The sequence below is a fragment of the Stenotrophomonas sp. Marseille-Q4652 genome, from assembly GCF_916618915.1.
Classification (GTDB): Bacteria; Pseudomonadota; Gammaproteobacteria; order Xanthomonadales; family Xanthomonadaceae; genus Stenotrophomonas.
Genome location: NZ_CAKAKE010000001.1, coordinates 2861414 through 2877808, shown reverse-complemented (window position 1 = coordinate 2877808; position 16395 = coordinate 2861414). Strand labels below are relative to the sequence as shown.

Below are 16395 nucleotides of genomic sequence, written 5' to 3'. Positions count from 1 at the left end.
CGGGAAACAGCCGGGCCCGCGTATCCTTTGCGCGCCCATGAAGACCGCTGATTTCCCGATCAATGCCCTGCTGCCGGCCATCGTCGACAGCCTGGCCAAGCATCCGCGCCTGGTGCTGGAAGCCCCGCCCGGCGCCGGCAAGACCACCCAGGTGCCGCTGGCCCTGCTTGATGCGCCGTGGCTGGCGGGCCAGAAGATCCTGATGCTGGAGCCGCGCCGTGTCGCCGCGCGCAGCGCCGCGCAGTTCATGGCGCGCCAGCTGGGCGAACAGGTGGGCGACACGGTCGGCTACCGCATCCGCTTCGAGAACAGGGTCGGCCCTTCCACCCGCGTGGAAGTGGTCACCGAGGGAATCCTCACCCGCCTGCTGCAGGACGACCCGCTGCTGGACGGCGTGGGCGCGATCCTGTTCGACGAGTTCCACGAGCGCCACCTCTCCGCCGACCTCGGCCTTGCGCTGGCGCTGGACGTGCAGGGCGGCCTGCGCGAGGACCTGCGCATCGTGGTGATGTCGGCCACGCTCGACGGCGAGCGGCTTGCGCGCTGGCTGGATGCGCCGCGCCTGTCCAGCGAAGGCCGCAGTTATCCCGTCCAGATCAGCCACTTTCCGGCGCGCCGCGACGAGGCGCTGGAAGCGCAGGCGCGGCGCGCGATCGAGCAGGCGCTGGCCGGACATCCCGGCGACGTGCTGGTGTTCCTGCCCGGCCAGCGCGAGATCAGCCGCGTGCAGGCCGCGCTGGAGCCGGTGCTCGCAGGCGACGTGGCCGCGCTGCCACTGCACGGCGAGCTGCCGGTGGAGCAGCAGTCGCGGGTATTGCAGCCCGATCCCGACGGCCGTCGCCGCGTGGTGCTGGCCACCAACGTGGCCGAATCCTCGGTCACCCTGCCCGGCGTGCGCGTGGTGATCGATGCCGGGCTGGCCCGCGAGCCGCGCTACGACCCCAACAGCGGTTTCTCGCGGCTGGACGTGGTGCCGATCTCGCAGGCCTCGGCCGACCAGCGCGCGGGCCGCGCCGGCCGCGTTGCCGAGGGCTGGGCATGGCGGCTGTGGCCGCAGTCGCAGCGCCTGGAATCGCAGCGCCGCGCCGGGATCTCGCAGGTCGAGCTGGCCTCGCTGGCGCTGGAACTGGCGGCCTGGGGCAGCGAGGAACTGCGTTTCGTCGATCCGCCGCCGGCCGGCGCGATGGCCGCCGCGCGCGAACTGCTGCAGCGTCTTGGCGCGCTGGATGCGCAGGCGGCGATCACGCCGGCGGGCCGGCGCATGGCCGGCCTCGGCACCCATCCGCGGCTGGCGGCAATGCTGCTGGCCGCGCCGGATCCGCGTGGACAGGCATTGGCGGCTGATCTGGCCGCACTGGTCGAAGCACGCGACCCGCTGCGCCAGGGCGGCGATGCTCTGGCCGCACGCTGGCGGGCGCTGGCGGCATTCCGCGCGGGCCGCGTGCCGCACGACGCCAGCCGTGGCGCGCTGGCGGCGATCGACGCGGCGGCAAAGCAGTGGCGACGCCGGTTGCGCTGCGAGGTGGCACCGCCCTCCGATATCGACGCGCACGAGCTGGGCGACCTGCTTGCCCACGCCTTCCCCGACCGCATCGCCAGCCGACATCCCACCGATCCGCTGCGCTACCTGCTGGCCAATGGCCGCAGCGCGCGGCTATTCGAGAGCAGCGACCTGCGCGGTGAGCCGTGGCTGGTCGCCAGCGAGCTGCGCTTCGAAGCCCGTGATGCGCTGCTGCTGCGCGCGGCGCCGGTGGACGAGGCGCGCCTGCGCGCCGACTTCCCGCAGCGTTTCGTGCAGCAGGACGTGGTGCGCTGGGATGCGGACAGGCGCGCCCTGGTGGCGCGGCGCGAGTCGAGCTTCGACCGCATCGTGCTCGACAGCCGGCCTGCCGGCCGCGTCGATCCGGCGCAGGCCGCCGTCGCGCTGACCGAGGCCGTACGCGAACTGGGACTGGATGCACTGCCGTGGACCGACAACCTGCGCCAGTGGCGCTGGCGGGCGATGTCGCTGCGCCACTGGATGCCGGAGCTGGAACTGCCCGACCTGTCCGATGCCGCGCTGCTGGCCACGCTGCAGGACTGGCTGCGCCCGGCCTTCGCCGGCAAGACCCGGCTCGATGCCCTTGGCGAGGACGAACTGGGTGAGGCACTGAAGTCACGGCTGCCGTGGGACAAGCGGCAGCTGGTCGACCGCCACGCGCCGGTACGCATCGAGGTGCCCTCGGGCATGGACCGGCGCATCGATTACATCCTGGACGACGATGGCGTCACCCCGCGGCCGCCTGTGCTGGCGGTGAAGCTGCAGGAGCTGTTCGGCCTGGCCGACACCCCGCGCATCGCCGACGGCCGCGTGCCGCTGCTGCTGCACCTGCTCTCCCCCGGCGGCAAGCCGCTGCAGGTCACCGGCGACCTGCGCAACTTCTGGCAGAACACCTACGCCGAGGTGAAGAAGGAAATGAAGGGGCGCTATCCGCGGCACCCGTGGCCGGATGACCCGTGGAGCGCGACGGCCACGCATCGGGCGAAGCCGCGCGGCACCTGACCCCCCGGTCCGCGTCGCGGGCGTCAGCCGATCGCGCTGCCGGCGATGGCCGACGTCACACTGCGTTTCCATGCAGCCGCACGCAGTTGCGGCCGGCATCCTTGGCCGCGTACAGCGCCTTGTCGGCGGCCTCGATCGCCGCCTGCGGGGTATCACCGGCGCGGTGGTCGGCCACGCCGATGCTCACCGTGACCTGCACGATCGGGCCGTTGCCGCCCTGCCCGCGGCGCTGGCGCCCGGCCTCGTCATCACGGCTGCGTTCGCTGCGGTTGCGCAGCTGCATGCTGGCCGCGGCCACCGAATGGCGCACCTGTTCGATGGCCTGCTGCGCGCGGCGTGCATCGCTGCCGTCGAACAGCAGCGAGAACTCCTCGCCACCGTAACGGTAGGCGCGACCTCCACCGCCGACCTGGGCCAGGCGGCTGCCCACCAGCTTGAGCACGTCGTCGCCGGCATCATGGCCGTGGGTGTCGTTGAACTTCTTGAAGTGGTCCACGTCGACCATGGCGATGGTGTACTCCGGACCCAGCCGCTTCAGGCTCTCGTTGAGCGCGCGTCGGCCCGGCAGCCCGGTCAGCTCGTCGCGGAAGGCCAGGTCGAAGGACTCCTGCACAACCGCGCTGATCAGCAGCACCATCACCGCGGTGCACACGCTGACCAGCACCAGCGGCTGGATGAAGATCCGCGGCAGCATCAGGTACAGGCAGGCCAGCGACAGCAGCGCCGCCAGCTCGACCGGGCGCGGATGCCGGCGCACCTGCATGCCCAGCGCGGCCACGGCCAGCGCGAACAGCCAGGCCGGCACCTGCGCCAGCGCGCTGAAGCCGGTGACCAAGCCCGGCCAGCGGGTATCGGAGATCAGGCGCTGCATCGCCTCGGGGTTGCGCGCGGCCAGCAGCACGAAGGGCGCCAGGGCCATGCCTATCACCAGCACGCGCAGACCGATGTCCCGACGCGGATGGCCACGCTCGGGCCACAGCACGACCAGCGCGAACAGCAGCGGCAGCCACAGGCACACGCTGTGGAAGATGACCTGGGTGTGCGGCGCGAGCATGGCGCTGCGCTGGAAATACGCCACCGGCCCCTCCAGCAACAGCAGCACCAGGTACACCATCCACAGCAGCAGCAACGGGCGCACGCGGCCGTACAGCAGGCACAGGCCACTACCCATGCCGACCAGGGTCAGCGGCAGCAGGCGGTAGACGCTGCCGTCCACGCTTTCCTGCACCTGGCCCATGCCGAGCATCAGCCCCACCGCGAGCGCGGGCAGGGTGAACAGGATCTGCGGCAGGTGACGCAACACGAACTTCAACACAGGGGCTTCCACTTGCGGCCGGCGGTGCAGATGCCATGGCCGGATCTTCAATCAGGTGAATAGCGGCTCCGATGCCGGTGCCTTGAGCGGATCCGGTGTGGTTGCCGCTTTGATGCAGTGGCCCGATGGCGGAACGGTGCGGTGTGGCACTGTCGTTTCCGCGGCCGGGGCGGCGGACCATACTGTGGCCCCCACTGCACGAGGTGCCACGCGATGGGCACGCCAGCCGAAGCCGACTCCATCACCCGCATGCCGACCCTGTTCCTGCCGCATGGCGCGGGTCCGTGCTTCTTCATGGACTGGCAGCCGGCCGACACCTGGAACGGCATGGCCGCGTTCCTGCGCGGCATCGCCGCCACGTTGCCGGCGCGACCACGCGCGATCGTGCTGGTGTCCGGCCACTGGCTGGCCCCTTGCTTCACCGCAGGCAGCCACCCGCAACCGTCGCTGATCTACGACTACCGCGGCTTTCCGGCACATACCTACCAGCTTGAATACCCGGCCCCCGGGGACCCGCAGCTGGCCCAGCGCCTGGCCGGGCTGCTCGCCGGGCATGGCCAGTCCGCGGGCGTGGATCCGGACCGTGGCTATGACCACGGCGTGTTCATCCCGTTGAAGCTGGTGTTCCCGGACGCGGACATCCCGGTGGTGCAGCTCTCGCTGCGTGCGGACATGGACCCGGCCGCGCATATCGAGGCCGGCCGCGCCCTGGCCGGTCTGCGCGACGAGGGCGTGCTGGTGGTCGGCAGCGGCATGAGCTTCCACAACATGCGCGGCTATGGCGATCCGCGCTTCGGCCCAATTGCCGCCGAGTTCGACGCCTGGCTCACCGCCACCGTGGAAAGCGAACCGGCCGAACGCGAGCGCCGCCTGCGCGACTGGACCCAGGCCCCGCACGCGCGGCTGTGCCATCCACCGCGTGCCGAGGAACACCTGCTGCCGCTGCTGGTGGCGGCCGGTGCCGGCACCGGCGGGTGTGGACGGCGCATCTACTCCGAGCAGGTGCTGGAAACCACGTTGTCGGCGTTCCGGTTCGACTGAGGCGCGGCGCCTGCACCCGGCCTCCCTTGCGCCTGGGTGAACGGGGCAGTGGCCAGCCACGGGGGCCGGTGCCGCACTGACGGCGCATATACAGCGCACCGTGGACACTGGCGTCCTGACCCCACGGCGAGGACCTTGCCCAATGAACAAACTGACCGTCATCACCGATCGCGCCCTGGAACGCGCCATGGACCTGGCCAGCAACGCCGGCGACAGCCTGCGCCATGCCGGCAGCAATCTGCGCCACATGGGCCCGCACGCCACCGACTGGATCAAGACCGGTGCCGCGCTGGGCGCAGTCAAGAGCGGCGGCAAGGTGGCCACCCGGTTTGCCCGCCGCAACCCGGCGGTGACGGTTGCCGCCGCGGCCATCGGCGTCGGCCTGATCGGCTATGCGCTGTACCGCAAGCGCCAGCGCGACCAGAACCCGCTCAACGGCCAGGCCCAGCGCGTCTCGCCCAACCGCTCGACCTCGACCACCGTGGACGAGACCAGCGACATCGGCAGCGACGCCTGATCGAGCTTCGGCCTGGATGAGGTGGAACGCAGACGGCGGCCGCAGGGCCGCCGTTCTGCTGTCAGCGCAGGCGCTGCCACTGCCCGGGCTGCAGTTCGCCCAGCCGGTGCGGCCCCATCGCCACCCGCACCAGGCGCAGCGTCGGCAGGCCCACCGCGGCGGTCATGCGCCGCACCTGGCGGTTGCGGCCCTCGCTGATGGTGATCGCCAGCCACGCATCGGGTACGGTCTTGCGGAAGCGCACCGGCGGATCGCGCGGCCACAGTGCCGGGGCCGGGTCCAGCCGCTCCACCTGCGCCGGCAGGGTCAGGCCGTCATTGAGCAGCACGCCCTCGCGCAACTGCTGCAGTTTTGATTCATCCGCGTCACCTTCGACCTGTACCCAATAGGTCTTGGGCTGCTTGTGCCGTGGATCGGTCAGGCGATGGGCCAGCCCGCCATCATCGGTGAGCAGCAGCAGGCCCTCGCTGTCGTAGTCCAGCCGGCCGGCGGCATACACGCCCGGTGGCAGGCCGAAACCGGCCAGGGTCGCGCGCGGCGGCTGGCTGCGGTCGGTGAACTGGCACAGCACGTTGAAGGGCTTGTTGAAGGCAATGAGCATGGCGGCCTGGAAACGGCAGCGGCCGCGACACAGGCCGCGGCCGCCGGGTGATGCGGAAGTCGATCAGGGTTTGACGAAGCGCAGCGTCATGCGGTCGCTTTCGCCGATGGCCTTGTACTTCTCCGCATCGGCCTTGTCATGGTTGCCCGACGGCGGCAGCGTCCACACGCCATTGGGGTGGTCCTTGGTGTCGCGCGGATTGGCGTTGACCTCGCTGCTGGCATCGAGCCTGAAGCCCGCCGCCTCGGCCATCGCGATCACCTGCTGCTGGCCGACATAGCCGCTCTTGTCGTCGGCCGGCACGTCGGCCGTGGCGCGATGCTCGACCACACCGAGCACGCCGCCGGATTTGAGCACGTCGAAGAAGCCCTTGAAGTAGCCCTCGGCCTGGCCGGCCGAACGCCAGTTGTGCACGTTGCGGAAGGTCAGCACCACATCGGCCGAACCCGGCTTGCCGAACACCGGCGCGGCCGGGTCGAAGCCCACGATCTGCGCCCTGTCGAAGTGCGCGGCATCAGCGTCGAACTTCTTCTGCAGGCCATCGCGCGCACGCTGCTGGTAATCACGGGCGCGGCCTTCCGCCACGGACATCGGATCGACCACCGCGGCGATGTAGCTGCCGCTCTCGCGCAGGTAGGGCGCGAGGATGTCGGCATACCAGCCGCCGCCCGGGGTGATCTCCACCACCGTGTGCGTGGGCTTGACGCCAAAGAAGGCCAGGGTCTGCGCCGGATGGCGGTACTGGTCGCGCGCACGCGCGTCCTCGCTGCGCCAGTTGCCATCGACCGCGCTATGCAGTGCGACGTGGCTGGCGTCATGCCCGGCGTGGCCGTGGGCCGCGTGATCGTGGCTGGCATGGTCATGGGCAGCGTGATCGTGGCTGGCATGGTCATGGGCAGCGTGATCATGGGACTGGGCCTGTGCGGCAAGCGGGAACAGGGCGAGCAGGCAGGCACACATCAGCGATTGGCGCATGGACGGGTCTCCGGTCAGGTGCCGGGAGCCTAGCACGCAGCCACGCGGCAACGCCGCGTTCAAATTCCGTTAGCCACGTGCCGCGTGCGGAATGCTGTTTTTCCGCTGCCGCGAAGCGGTTCTACCGCCGGGCTATGGCGTCTATGCTGACCTGTCATACCAAAGGAGGACTTCCATGCCCGCAACCCGCGAACTGGGCCGCTCCGGCCTGCAGGTGGCCCCGCTGGCGTTCGGCGGCAACGTGTTTGGCTGGAGCGCCGATGAGAAGACTTCCTTCGCGCTGCTTGATGCCTTCGTCGATGCCGGCTTCAACCTGGTCGATACCGCCGACGTCTACTCGTCCTGGGTGCCGGGCAATCGCGGTGGCGAGTCGGAAACCATCATCGGCCGCTGGCTGCAGCGCAGCGGCAAGCGCGACAGGGTGGTGATCGCCACCAAGGTCGCCAAGTGGGGCGAACAGCCGGGCCTGTCGGCGGCCAACATCAACGAGGCCGTCGAAGGCTCGCTGCGCCGGCTGCACGTGGACACCATCGACCTGTACCAGGCCCATGAAGACGATGAGTCGGTGCCGCTGGAGGAGACCCTGGGCGCATTCGCACGGCTGGTCGAACAGGGCAAGGTGCGCGCCATCGGCGCCTCCAACTACAGCGCCCCGCGACTGCGTGACGCGCTGGCGGTATCGGCGCAGTACAACCTGCCGCGCTACGAGACATTGCAGCCCGAATACAACCTCTATGACCGCGCCGGCTATGAGGCCGAGCTTGAGCCGCTGGTGCATGAACAGGGACTGGGCGTGATCAGTTACTACTCGCTGGCCAGCGGATTCCTCACCGGCAAGTACCGCAGCGCCGACGATGCATCACGCAGCAGTGCACGCGGTGCGTCGGTGGTCCAGCGTTACCTGAACGCACGCGGCGTCCGCATCCTCGCCGCGCTGGACGACATCGCCGCCCGCCATCGCGCCACGCCGGCGCAGGTCGCGCTGGCGTGGCTGATCGCCCGGCCCGGCATCACCGCGCCCATCGCCAGCGCCACCAGCGTCGAGCAACTGCGCGAGATCCTGGCCGCGGCCACGCTGGAACTGGACGGCAACGACATCGCCCAGCTCGACCAGGCCAGCGCCGAATGAGTCCGCCGCGCCAGTTGGACGCCGCCGCCGGCGGCGATTAGGATCCGGCAGACAGGGGGTGAGACCGCGAGGAGTCCTACCCATGCAGTCCAGAGCAGCTGCCCGTCGCCACATCAACCGCGATGCCGAGCTCGCCTACTGGCGCGCCGTGCATGCGCGCGGCCGCCTCGGCGAGCACGATTTCCAGCACTACGAACGGCTGCTGGTGATCGGCTACGACGTCTACCAGGCGCATCCCCGGGCCAACGAGGAACAGCTCTACCACGTGCTGAAGGACAGCTACCGCCGGCACCGGGAATCGCTGCCGCTGTCCTGGGACGAGGCACGCTGGCTGGTGCGCCACGCCTGGCACCACGCCGAGCAGGGCCAGGGGCCAAACTGAGCGGGTTCAGCGCGTGAATGGGGCATCGGCCAGTGCCTGCGCCAGGTAATCCAGGAACGAACTGATCCGCGCCGACACCGCCGTGTTGCGGTAGTACACGGCGTGGATCGGCTGGCGCAGCTCCACCGTCTGCCGCGGCAGTACCTCGACCAGGGTGCCGGCCTCGCGGTCGCGCCCGGTCATGAAGTCCGACAGGCAGACGATGCCCACGCCCTCCAGCGCCAGCCGCCGCAGGGTTTCGCCGCTGGACACCGCCAGCGCGGGGCGCACGTGCAGCAGGGCGCCGTCCTCGCCGCGCAGCGGCCACTGGTTGAGCGAGTCCGGCTCGTTGAAGCCGAGCAGCACGTGATCGGCCAGTGCTGCCACCTTCGCCGGGGTGCCGCGCTCGCGCAGGTAAGTCGGGCTGGCCAGCACGCGCAGGCGGCTGTGGCCCAGCGGACGCGCATGCAGGGTTGAATCGGCCAGCGGGCCGATGCGGATGGCCACATCGGTGCGTCGCTCGAGCAGGTCGATGTAGCGCTCGCTGCTGTTGAGCTCCAGCGCCACCTCCGGATAGCGCGCGCGGTAGCCGGCCACCAGCGGCGCGATCACGTGCAGCATGAACGGCATGGCCGCATCCACCCGCAGCCGCCCGGACGGACGCTCACGGCGCGCGGCGATCTGCTCCTCGGCCGCCTCCACCGCGGCGATGATCGAGCGGGCCTGGCGCAGGAAGGCCTCGCCCTCGTCGGACAGCTGCAGGCGGCGGGTCGTGCGCGTCAGCAGTGTCGTGCCCAGCTTCTCCTCCAGTCGCGCCAGCGCGCGGCTCACCCCGGAGGGGGTCTGCCCGAGCTGTTCGGCCGCGGCGGTGATCGAGGCGGCGTCGATCACCGTAATGAACGCCTGCATCTCGTCGAGGGTGGTCTTCATGGCGTACTCCACTTCAGAGCGACATTATTGACTCCCAATCAAAAGTAATTGGAGTGGAGCCGGCTTTTTCGGCAAGGGTTAGGCGTCCAGACTGTGCGGCCTGTTCCCTTTCCCCGGAAGCTCCCATGACCCGCGGCATTCCCTTCGCCCTGCTGGCGCTGACGCTTGGTGCGTTCGCCATCGGCACCACCGAATTCGTGATCGTCGGACTGATCCCGACCATCGCCGCCGACCTGCAGGTCAGCCTGCCCTCGGCCGGCCTGCTGGTTTCCCTGTACGCCCTGGGCGTGGCGGTCGGCGCGCCGGTGCTGACCGCGCTGACCGGACGCATGCCGCGCAAGGCGCTGCTGCTGGCGCTGATGGCGCTGTTCACCGCCGGCAACCTGGTCGCCTGGCTGGCGCCTGGCTACGGCTCGCTGGTGGTGGCGCGGGTGCTCACCGGCCTGGCCCACGGCGTGTTCTTCTCGATCGGCTCGATCATCGCCACCTCGCTGGTGCCGCGAGAGAAGGCCGCCGGCGCCATCGCCACCATGTTCACCGGGCTCACCGTGGCGCTGGTGGTCGGCGTCCCGCTGGGCACCTTCATCGGCCAGCACCTGGGCTGGCGCGCGACCTTCCTGGCGGTGGCCGCGCTGGGCGTGATCGCCCTGCTCGGCAGCGCGGCGCTGGTGCCACCCGAACTGCCGCGCAGCGCCCCGGCGCGCCTGCGCGACCAGCTGGCGGTGCTGGCACAGCCGCGCCTGCTGCTGGTCTATGCGATGACCGCGCTCGGCTACGGCGGCACCTTCCTGGCCTTCACCTACCTCTCGCCGATCCTGCAGCAGGTCAGCGGCTTCTCGGCCAACACGGTGAGCCTGGTGCTGCTGGTCTATGGCGTGTCGGTGGCGCTGGGCAACCTGTGGGGCGGCCGCCTGGCCGACCGCCTCGGCCCGGTACCGGCGCTCAAGCGCATCTTCGCCGCACTGGCGCTGGTGCTGGCGCTGTTCACCGTCACCGCCGCCCATCCATGGCTGGTGCTGCTGACCGTGCTGGCGCTGGGGGCGGTGGCCTTCGGCAACGTGCCGGGCCTGCAGCTGTACGTGGTGCGGCAGGCGCAGCGCTTCGCCCCGCACGGTACGGACGTCGCCTCGGGCCTGAACATCGCCGCGTTCAACGTCGGCATCGCCGTGGGCGCCTCGGCCGGCGGGCTGGTGGTCGAGCACATCGGCCTGATGCACACGCCGTGGCTGGGCGCGCTGGTGGTGCTGGCCGCGCTGGGCCTGACCGCGCTCAGCGGCCGCCTGGACCGTCGCGACGGCATCGCCGACCGCGCCGACGGCATCGCCGTCGCGGCGCACTGACCGCCACTTCCACGTTTCCCCCGGCTGCCACGGCGTACCGTGGCAGCCTTACCCCTGCAAGGAGTTTCCATGAGCATTCCCCGCCTCGGCCTCGGCACGTTCCGCCTCAAGGGCCAGACCGTGATCGATTCGGTGCGCAACGCGCTGGACGTCGGCTACCGCGCCGTCGATACGGCGCAGATCTACGACAACGAGGCCGAGGTCGGCCAGGCCATCGCCGAATCCGGCGTGCCGCGCGAGGAGCTGTTCCTCACCACCAAGGTCTGGATCAGCCGCTTCCGTCGCGACGAGCTGCTGGCCAGCCTGCGCGAGAGCCTGGACAAGCTGCGCACCGACCACGTCGACCTGGCGCTGATCCACTGGCCCTCGCCCAATGGCGAAGTGCCGATGGCCGAATACCTGGGCGCGCTGGCCGAAGTGCAGCGGCAGGGCCTGGCCCGGCAGATCGGCATGTCCAACTTCACCATCGCGCTGACCCGCCAGGCGATCGACATCCTCGGCGCCGACGCCATCGCCACCAACCAGGTCGAGGTGCATCCCTACCTGCAGAACCGCGCGCTGCTGCAGTTCCTGCGCGGGCAGGGCATCCACGTCACCGCCTACATGAGCCTGGCCTATGGCGAGGTACTCAAGGAGCCGGTGATCCAGGAAATCGCCCAGCGCCATGGCGCGACCCCGGCGCAGGTGGCGCTGGCCTGGGCGCTGCAGCAGGGCTTTGCGGTGATCCCGTCCTCGACCAGGCGCGAGAACCTGGCCAGCAACCTGGAGGCGCTGCGGCTCACGCTGGACGAGCAGGACATGGCGCGGATCGCCACGCTGGACCGTGGCCAGCGCCTGGCCAACCCGGCCGGCATCGCCCCGGACTGGGACTGACGCCACACCAGGGCGTCGGCGGTCGGCCATCGTCGCGGCCTGCCCGCGCAGCCACTGCGCCAGCTGCATCGCCGCCGGATGCTGGCGGCTGCGCTCGGGGTAGACCAGGTACAGGGCGAAATCCGGCTTGAGCCGGCGCTTGGTCAACCGCATCAGGCGGCCGGCGGCGATCAGCGGCTGGGCCAGGGTCAGCCGCGCCAGGCCCACGCCCAGGCCGCTGGCCGCGGCCTGGTGCAGCGCCTCGCTGTCGTCGAGATGGGCGACGTAGTTCGCCGGCGCCTGCCCGCCAAAGCGTTCGAACCACTGCGGCCAGCGCCCGCCCGGGTCGCCGAGCAGCGGCAATTCGGACAGTCGCGCCAGTGGCACCTTGCCATGGCGGGCGAGGAACTCCGGGCTGGCCACCGGCGAAATCCATTCGTGGAACAGGAACTCGGCGTGCACGCCCGGCCAGCGGCCACGGCCCAGGCGCAGCGCCAGGTCCACCGGCTCGCGCTCGAAGTCCACCAGCTCCACGCTGGACTGCAGGCTCAGCCCCAGCTACGGATGCGCGGCCACCAGCTGCGGCAACCGCGGCACCAGCCACGCATTGGCCAGCGACGGGGTCAGGCTCAGGGTCACCGCATTGCCCGGTACCGCGCTGCAGCGGCGCAGCGCCTGGGCGATGCGGTCCAGCGGTTCCCCGACCTCGTCGAGCAGGCGCTGCCCGGCGACGGTCGGCACCACCCCGCGTGGACCGCGGCGCAGCAGCACCTGGCCGACGCGCTCCTCGAGCAGGCGCATGCGGTGGCTGAGCGCGCTGACGGTGAGGTTCATCGACTCGGCGGCACGGGTCAGGTTGCCCAGCCGCGCGGCGCACACAAAGGCTTCCAGCTGTTCCAGCGGCAGGCGCGCCATTTTCAGTATCCCTCAAGTCTGGCTTGGGGAAACATCGCTTCCGGGCGGGCGAGGATGCGCCTGGCTTGTGCTCCATTCAACCCGGGCCGCGCGCCCGCACCGAAGGAGCCATTCCATGAACTGGAAAGCCGACTTCCGCCGCCAGCTGGGCGCCATCAGCCGCGAGATGATGTTCCTGCACGGCTACCTGCCCGTCACCGCCACCGAGCCGGCGGAGCTGCGCCGGGCCGTCGCGACGCGTGCCCAGGGTGCACCCGCGCGACGACCACAACCACAATCACAACCGCGCATGGCAGAACGTCCGCACGCCTGCAGTGGTCTGGGCTGCTGTGTGGCGGCTCAGCGGAGCAGCCAGACGCGCAGCGCCGCGCTGACCTCGCCGGGTTTCTCCAGTGGCGCCAGGTGTCCGCAACCGGGCAGCAGCACCAGCGTCGACTGCGGGACCAGGGCGTGCATTCCCCGGCTGATTACCGGCGGCGTGATCGCATCGTTGGCCCCGCTCAGGATCAACAACGGATCGCGATAGCCGGCGATCACGTCGTGGCCGTCGATGCGTTCCAGCCCGCTCTGCTGCAGGAACACCTGCGCGCCCAGCCGCGTGGTCATGTCGCGCACGCGCTGCACCAGCACGTGGTCGTCCACCCGCGAGGCGTCGATGTAGCTGTGCACCAGCCGCTCGCCGAAGCCGTGGAAGCTGCCGGGCAGGCGCACGCTGGCCTGTTGCGCGCGGCGCTGCGCCGCCCGCTCCGGCGAGTCGGCATGGATCGAGGTGCCGAGCAGGGCCATCCGCTGCACCCGCTGCGGTGCGATGCGCAGGATCTGCTGGGCGACGAAGCCGCCGAGCGAGAAACCGGCCAGCGCAAACCGCGGCGGCGCCTGCGCCAGCACCGCAGCGGCGACCTCCGGCATGGTGCGGCCATGGGTGAGATCGCCGACGCGACAGTCGGCAATGTCGGACAGGTCGGCGATCTGCGCCCGCCACAGTTCGGCGTCATTGAGCAGGCCGGGCAACAGCAGCAGCGGAGTGCGATCGGACATGGCCCATTGTCCCCCGACGGGTTCAGCTCGGGTTTGCGGCCTGCGGCCGCAGCGCCTTCCACACGCTGGCGGCGTTCAGCGCGGTGCGTCGCCGACCGTCGGCTGCACCGGCAGGGTCACGTCCATCAGCGTCGGGTCGTCCGGATCAGGCTTGACCTTGAAGCCCAGCCCGCGGCACATCGCCAGCATCGTGCTGTTCTCGCGCAGCACCTGGCCCTCCACCGTCTTCAGGCCCAGCCACGCCGCGTACTCGATCATGATCTGCATCAGCTTCCAGCCGATGCCATGGCCCTTGAGGTCGGAGCGGATCAGGATGCCGTACTCGCCACGGTCGTAATCGGCGTCGGCATGCAGGCGCACTGCGCCGAGCATCTCGCCGTTCTTCGGATCCAGCGCCACCAGCGCGATCGAACGCGCGTAATCGAGCTGGGTCAGGCGCGCGATGAACTCGTGGCTGAAATGCTTGACCGACTGGAAGAAGCGCAGGCGCAGGTCCTCGTCGGTGACGCGGGCGAAGAACGCGCGGAACAGCGCATCGTCCTCCGGCCGCACCGGGCGCACGAAGGCCTTGCCGCCGTCAGACAGGTCGATGTGGCGTTCCCACTCGGTCGGGTACGGGAAGATCGCAAAGCGCGGATGGCCGCGGCCCTTGTGCAGGCGACGAGGCTCGGCAATCGCCACCCGTGCATCCAGTGCCAGCACGCCATCGCGGTCGGCCAGCAGCGGATTGATGTCCAGCTCGCGCACTTCCGGCAGGTCGGCGGCCAGCTGCGCCAGCTTGACCAGCACCAGCGCCACCGCGCGCTCGTCGGCGGCCGGCACGTCGCGGTAGGCCTTGAGGATGCGCGAGACGCGGGTGCGGCCGATCACCTCGTGGGCCAGGCGCAGGTCCAGCGGCGGCAAGGCCAGGGTCCTGTCGTTGATCACCTCCACCGCGGTGCCGCCACGGCCGAACACGATCACCGGGCCGAAGGTCGGGTCATCGGCGATGCCGGCGATCAGCTCGCGGGCCTTGGGCCGGGTCACGGTGGGCTGCAGCAGCACGCCGTCGATGCGCGCGCCCGGGCGCAGCTCGCGGGCGCGTGACAGGATCGAGGTCGCCGCTTCCTGCACCTGCTGCAGGGTGGACAGGTTCAGGCGCACGCCATCGACGTCGGACTTGTGCGGAATGTCGGGCGACAGGATCTTCAGCGTCACCGTGGCGCCGCGTTCGAGCAGCGGCTGGGCGAGCTCCATTGCCTCGCGGGCGTCGCGTGCGTGCAGCACCGGCGCCGAGGCAATGCCGTAGGCGGCGAGCAGGCGATGGGTGGCGAGCGGGTCCAGCCAGTCCTGGCCGGCGGCCAGCGCGGCCTCGACGATGGCGCGCGCGCCGGCGGCGTCGGCGACCACGTCGGCCGGCAGGCTCGGCGGGGTTTCCATCAGCGCGGCCTGCGCGTCGCGGTAACGCACCAGGTGCAGGAAGCCGCGCACCGCGTCGGCCTCGGTGCGGTAGGTCGGCACGTGCGCGGCGTTGAGCGTGGCAATCGCGCGTTCGTCGTTGCCCAGCCACACCGCGAACACCGGCTTGTCGCGGTCATGGTGCGGGCGCAGGCCGAGCGTGCGGGTCAGTGCCTGCGCGGCCTCGACCGAGGAGGTGAACGCGGTCGGCACGTTGACCACCAGCAGCGCGTCGTTCTCTGGATCGGCCAGCAGCGCCTCGACCGCGGCGGCGTAACGGGGGCCATCGGCATCGACCACGATGTCCACCGGATTGCCGCGCGACCAGCCCTGCGGCAGCACCGTGTCGAGTTTCTGCACGGTGGCCGGCGACAGTTCGGCCAGGGTGCCGCCGGCAGCGGCGAGCTCGTCCACCGCCAGCCGGCCGACGCCGCCGCCATTGCTGAGGATCGCCAGGCGGCGGCCGGGGAAGGTGCCGCGCCGGCCCAGGGTCTCGGCGGCGGTGAACAGCTCGTCCAGCGCCGCCACGCGCAGCAGGCCCGCCCGGTTGAACGCGGCCCCGTACACCGCATCGGACGCGGCCAGCGCCTGCACGTGGGTCTGCGCGTCAGGATTGGGCCGGCGGTCACGCCCGGACTTCACCACCACGACCGGTTTGGCACGCGCGGCGGCACGGGCGGCGGACATGAACTTGCGGGCGTCGCCGATGTGCTCGACATAGAGCAGGATCGCGCGGGTGCGGTAGTCGGTGGCGAAGTAGTCGAGCAGGTCGCCGAAGTCGACGTCGATGGTTTCGCCCAGCGACACCACCGCCGAGAACCCGACCGAGCGGTCCACGCCCCACTCCACCAGTGCCGCGGCGATCGCGCTGGACTCGGAGATCAGCGCCAGGTCGCCGGCCTGCGGACAGTGCGCGGCGATCGAGGCATTGAGCCGCGCGTGCGGGGCGATCACGCCCAGGCAGTGCGGGCCGAGGATGCGCATGCCCTTGGCGCGCGCCGCCGTTTCCACCTGCGCGGCGAGCGAACCGGCGCCCTCGCCCAGCCCGGCGGTAAGGATGATCGCCGCGGCCACGCCGCGTTCGGCGGCACCGGCGATCACCTGCGGCACGATCGTGGCCGGGGCGGTCACCACCACCAGTTCCGGCACCCAGGCCAGGTCGGAGAGCCGGCGCACGGTGCGCACGCCGTCGATCTCCGCATAGCGCGGATTGACCCAGCCCAGCTTGCCGGCGAAACCGGCTGACTGCAGGTTGCGCACGACCGCGCGTCCGGCCGATCGCTCGCGCGGGCTGCCGCCGATCACGGCAATGGACTGCGGACGGAAGACGGACTGCAGGTGATAGGTACTCATGCGCGGCTACGGGATGGCAGTGCCTCGAGGGTACATGCAGTGCGGGGCG

At 70.8% G+C, this 16395-nt stretch carries 14 protein-coding genes and 1 pseudogene; 7 read left to right on the top strand and 8 right to left on the bottom strand.

Annotation, left to right across the window (positions count from 1 at the left end):
* The first annotated feature begins 37 nt into the window (after positions 1-37).
* Positions 38-2542, top strand: a complete 2505-nt coding sequence (gene hrpB, locus LG380_RS13545) for an ATP-dependent helicase HrpB (RefSeq protein ID WP_225765790.1) — start codon at positions 38-40, stop codon at positions 2540-2542.
* 55 nt (positions 2543-2597) lie between these two features.
* On the opposite strand, the gene LG380_RS13540 is transcribed toward hrpB, so the two are convergent.
* The gene (locus tag LG380_RS13540) at positions 2598-3845 is read right to left on the bottom strand and encodes a GGDEF domain-containing protein (protein ID WP_225766631.1); all 1248 of its coding nucleotides are present in this window, start codon (positions 3843-3845) and stop codon (positions 2598-2600) included.
* A gap of 225 nt (positions 3846-4070) precedes the next feature.
* Between LG380_RS13540 and LG380_RS13535 the strand changes: the two genes are divergently transcribed.
* Both LG380_RS13535 and LG380_RS13530 read left to right on the top strand, forming a co-directional pair.
* On the top strand, positions 4071-4898 hold the full coding sequence (locus LG380_RS13535; RefSeq protein ID WP_225765788.1) for a class III extradiol ring-cleavage dioxygenase: 828 nt from the start codon (positions 4071-4073) through the stop codon (positions 4896-4898).
* A 142-nt stretch (positions 4899-5040) separates the two neighbouring features.
* Positions 5041-5415 (top strand): hypothetical protein, encoded by a 375-nt coding sequence (locus LG380_RS13530; protein WP_225765786.1) that lies wholly within the window; start codon positions 5041-5043, stop codon positions 5413-5415.
* 61 nt (positions 5416-5476) lie between these two features.
* Here LG380_RS13530 and LG380_RS13525 read toward each other — a convergent pair whose 3' ends face one another.
* Entirely contained in the window at positions 5477-6016 is a 540-nt protein-coding gene (locus LG380_RS13525) for a pseudouridine synthase (protein ID WP_225765784.1), read from the bottom strand.
* A gap of 63 nt (positions 6017-6079) precedes the next feature.
* A complete protein-coding gene (locus LG380_RS13520) occupies positions 6080-6991 on the bottom strand; it encodes a methyltransferase (RefSeq protein WP_225765782.1) in 912 nt (303 codons plus the stop codon).
* Between the two features lie 175 nt (positions 6992-7166).
* Between LG380_RS13520 and LG380_RS13515 the strand changes: the two genes are divergently transcribed.
* Entirely contained in the window at positions 7167-8120 is a 954-nt protein-coding gene (locus LG380_RS13515) for an aldo/keto reductase (protein ID WP_225765780.1), read from the top strand.
* An 82-nt stretch (positions 8121-8202) separates the two neighbouring features.
* The gene (locus LG380_RS13510; RefSeq protein WP_225765778.1) at positions 8203-8502 is read left to right on the top strand and encodes a hypothetical protein; all 300 of its coding nucleotides are present in this window, start codon (positions 8203-8205) and stop codon (positions 8500-8502) included.
* 6 nt (positions 8503-8508) lie between these two features.
* Here LG380_RS13510 and LG380_RS13505 read toward each other — a convergent pair whose 3' ends face one another.
* Complete coding sequence (locus LG380_RS13505; protein ID WP_225765776.1) at positions 8509-9411, bottom strand: LysR family transcriptional regulator; 903 nt, start codon at positions 9409-9411, stop codon at positions 8509-8511.
* A 125-nt stretch (positions 9412-9536) separates the two neighbouring features.
* Between LG380_RS13505 and LG380_RS13500 the strand changes: the two genes are divergently transcribed.
* Entirely contained in the window at positions 9537-10751 is a 1215-nt protein-coding gene (locus tag LG380_RS13500; RefSeq protein ID WP_225765775.1) for an MFS transporter, read from the top strand.
* 69 nt (positions 10752-10820) lie between these two features.
* Positions 10821-11624: a 2,5-didehydrogluconate reductase DkgB gene (gene dkgB / locus LG380_RS13495; protein ID WP_225765773.1), complete on the top strand. Its 804-nt coding sequence runs from the start codon at positions 10821-10823 to the stop codon at positions 11622-11624.
* 96 nt (positions 11625-11720) lie between these two features.
* Here dkgB and LG380_RS13490 read toward each other — a convergent pair.
* The 4 genes and pseudogenes from LG380_RS13490 to LG380_RS13475 all read right to left on the bottom strand — a co-directional run.
* Positions 11721-12107: pseudogene (locus tag LG380_RS13490) on the bottom strand (LysR substrate-binding domain-containing protein); the annotation flags it as partial.
* A 54-nt stretch (positions 12108-12161) separates the two neighbouring features.
* Positions 12162-12518 carry a LysR family transcriptional regulator gene (locus LG380_RS13485; RefSeq protein ID WP_225765771.1) on the bottom strand — a complete coding sequence of 119 codons (357 nt, stop codon included), beginning with the start codon at positions 12516-12518 and terminating at the stop codon, positions 12162-12164.
* A gap of 339 nt (positions 12519-12857) precedes the next feature.
* Positions 12858-13556 carry an alpha/beta fold hydrolase gene (locus tag LG380_RS13480; protein WP_225765769.1) on the bottom strand — a complete coding sequence of 233 codons (699 nt, stop codon included), beginning with the start codon at positions 13554-13556 and terminating at the stop codon, positions 12858-12860.
* Positions 13557-13631: 75 nt separating this feature from the next.
* A complete protein-coding gene (locus LG380_RS13475; protein WP_225765767.1) occupies positions 13632-16346 on the bottom strand; it encodes a bifunctional acetate--CoA ligase family protein/GNAT family N-acetyltransferase in 2715 nt (904 codons plus the stop codon).
* Between the last annotated feature and the right edge of the window lie 49 nt (positions 16347-16395).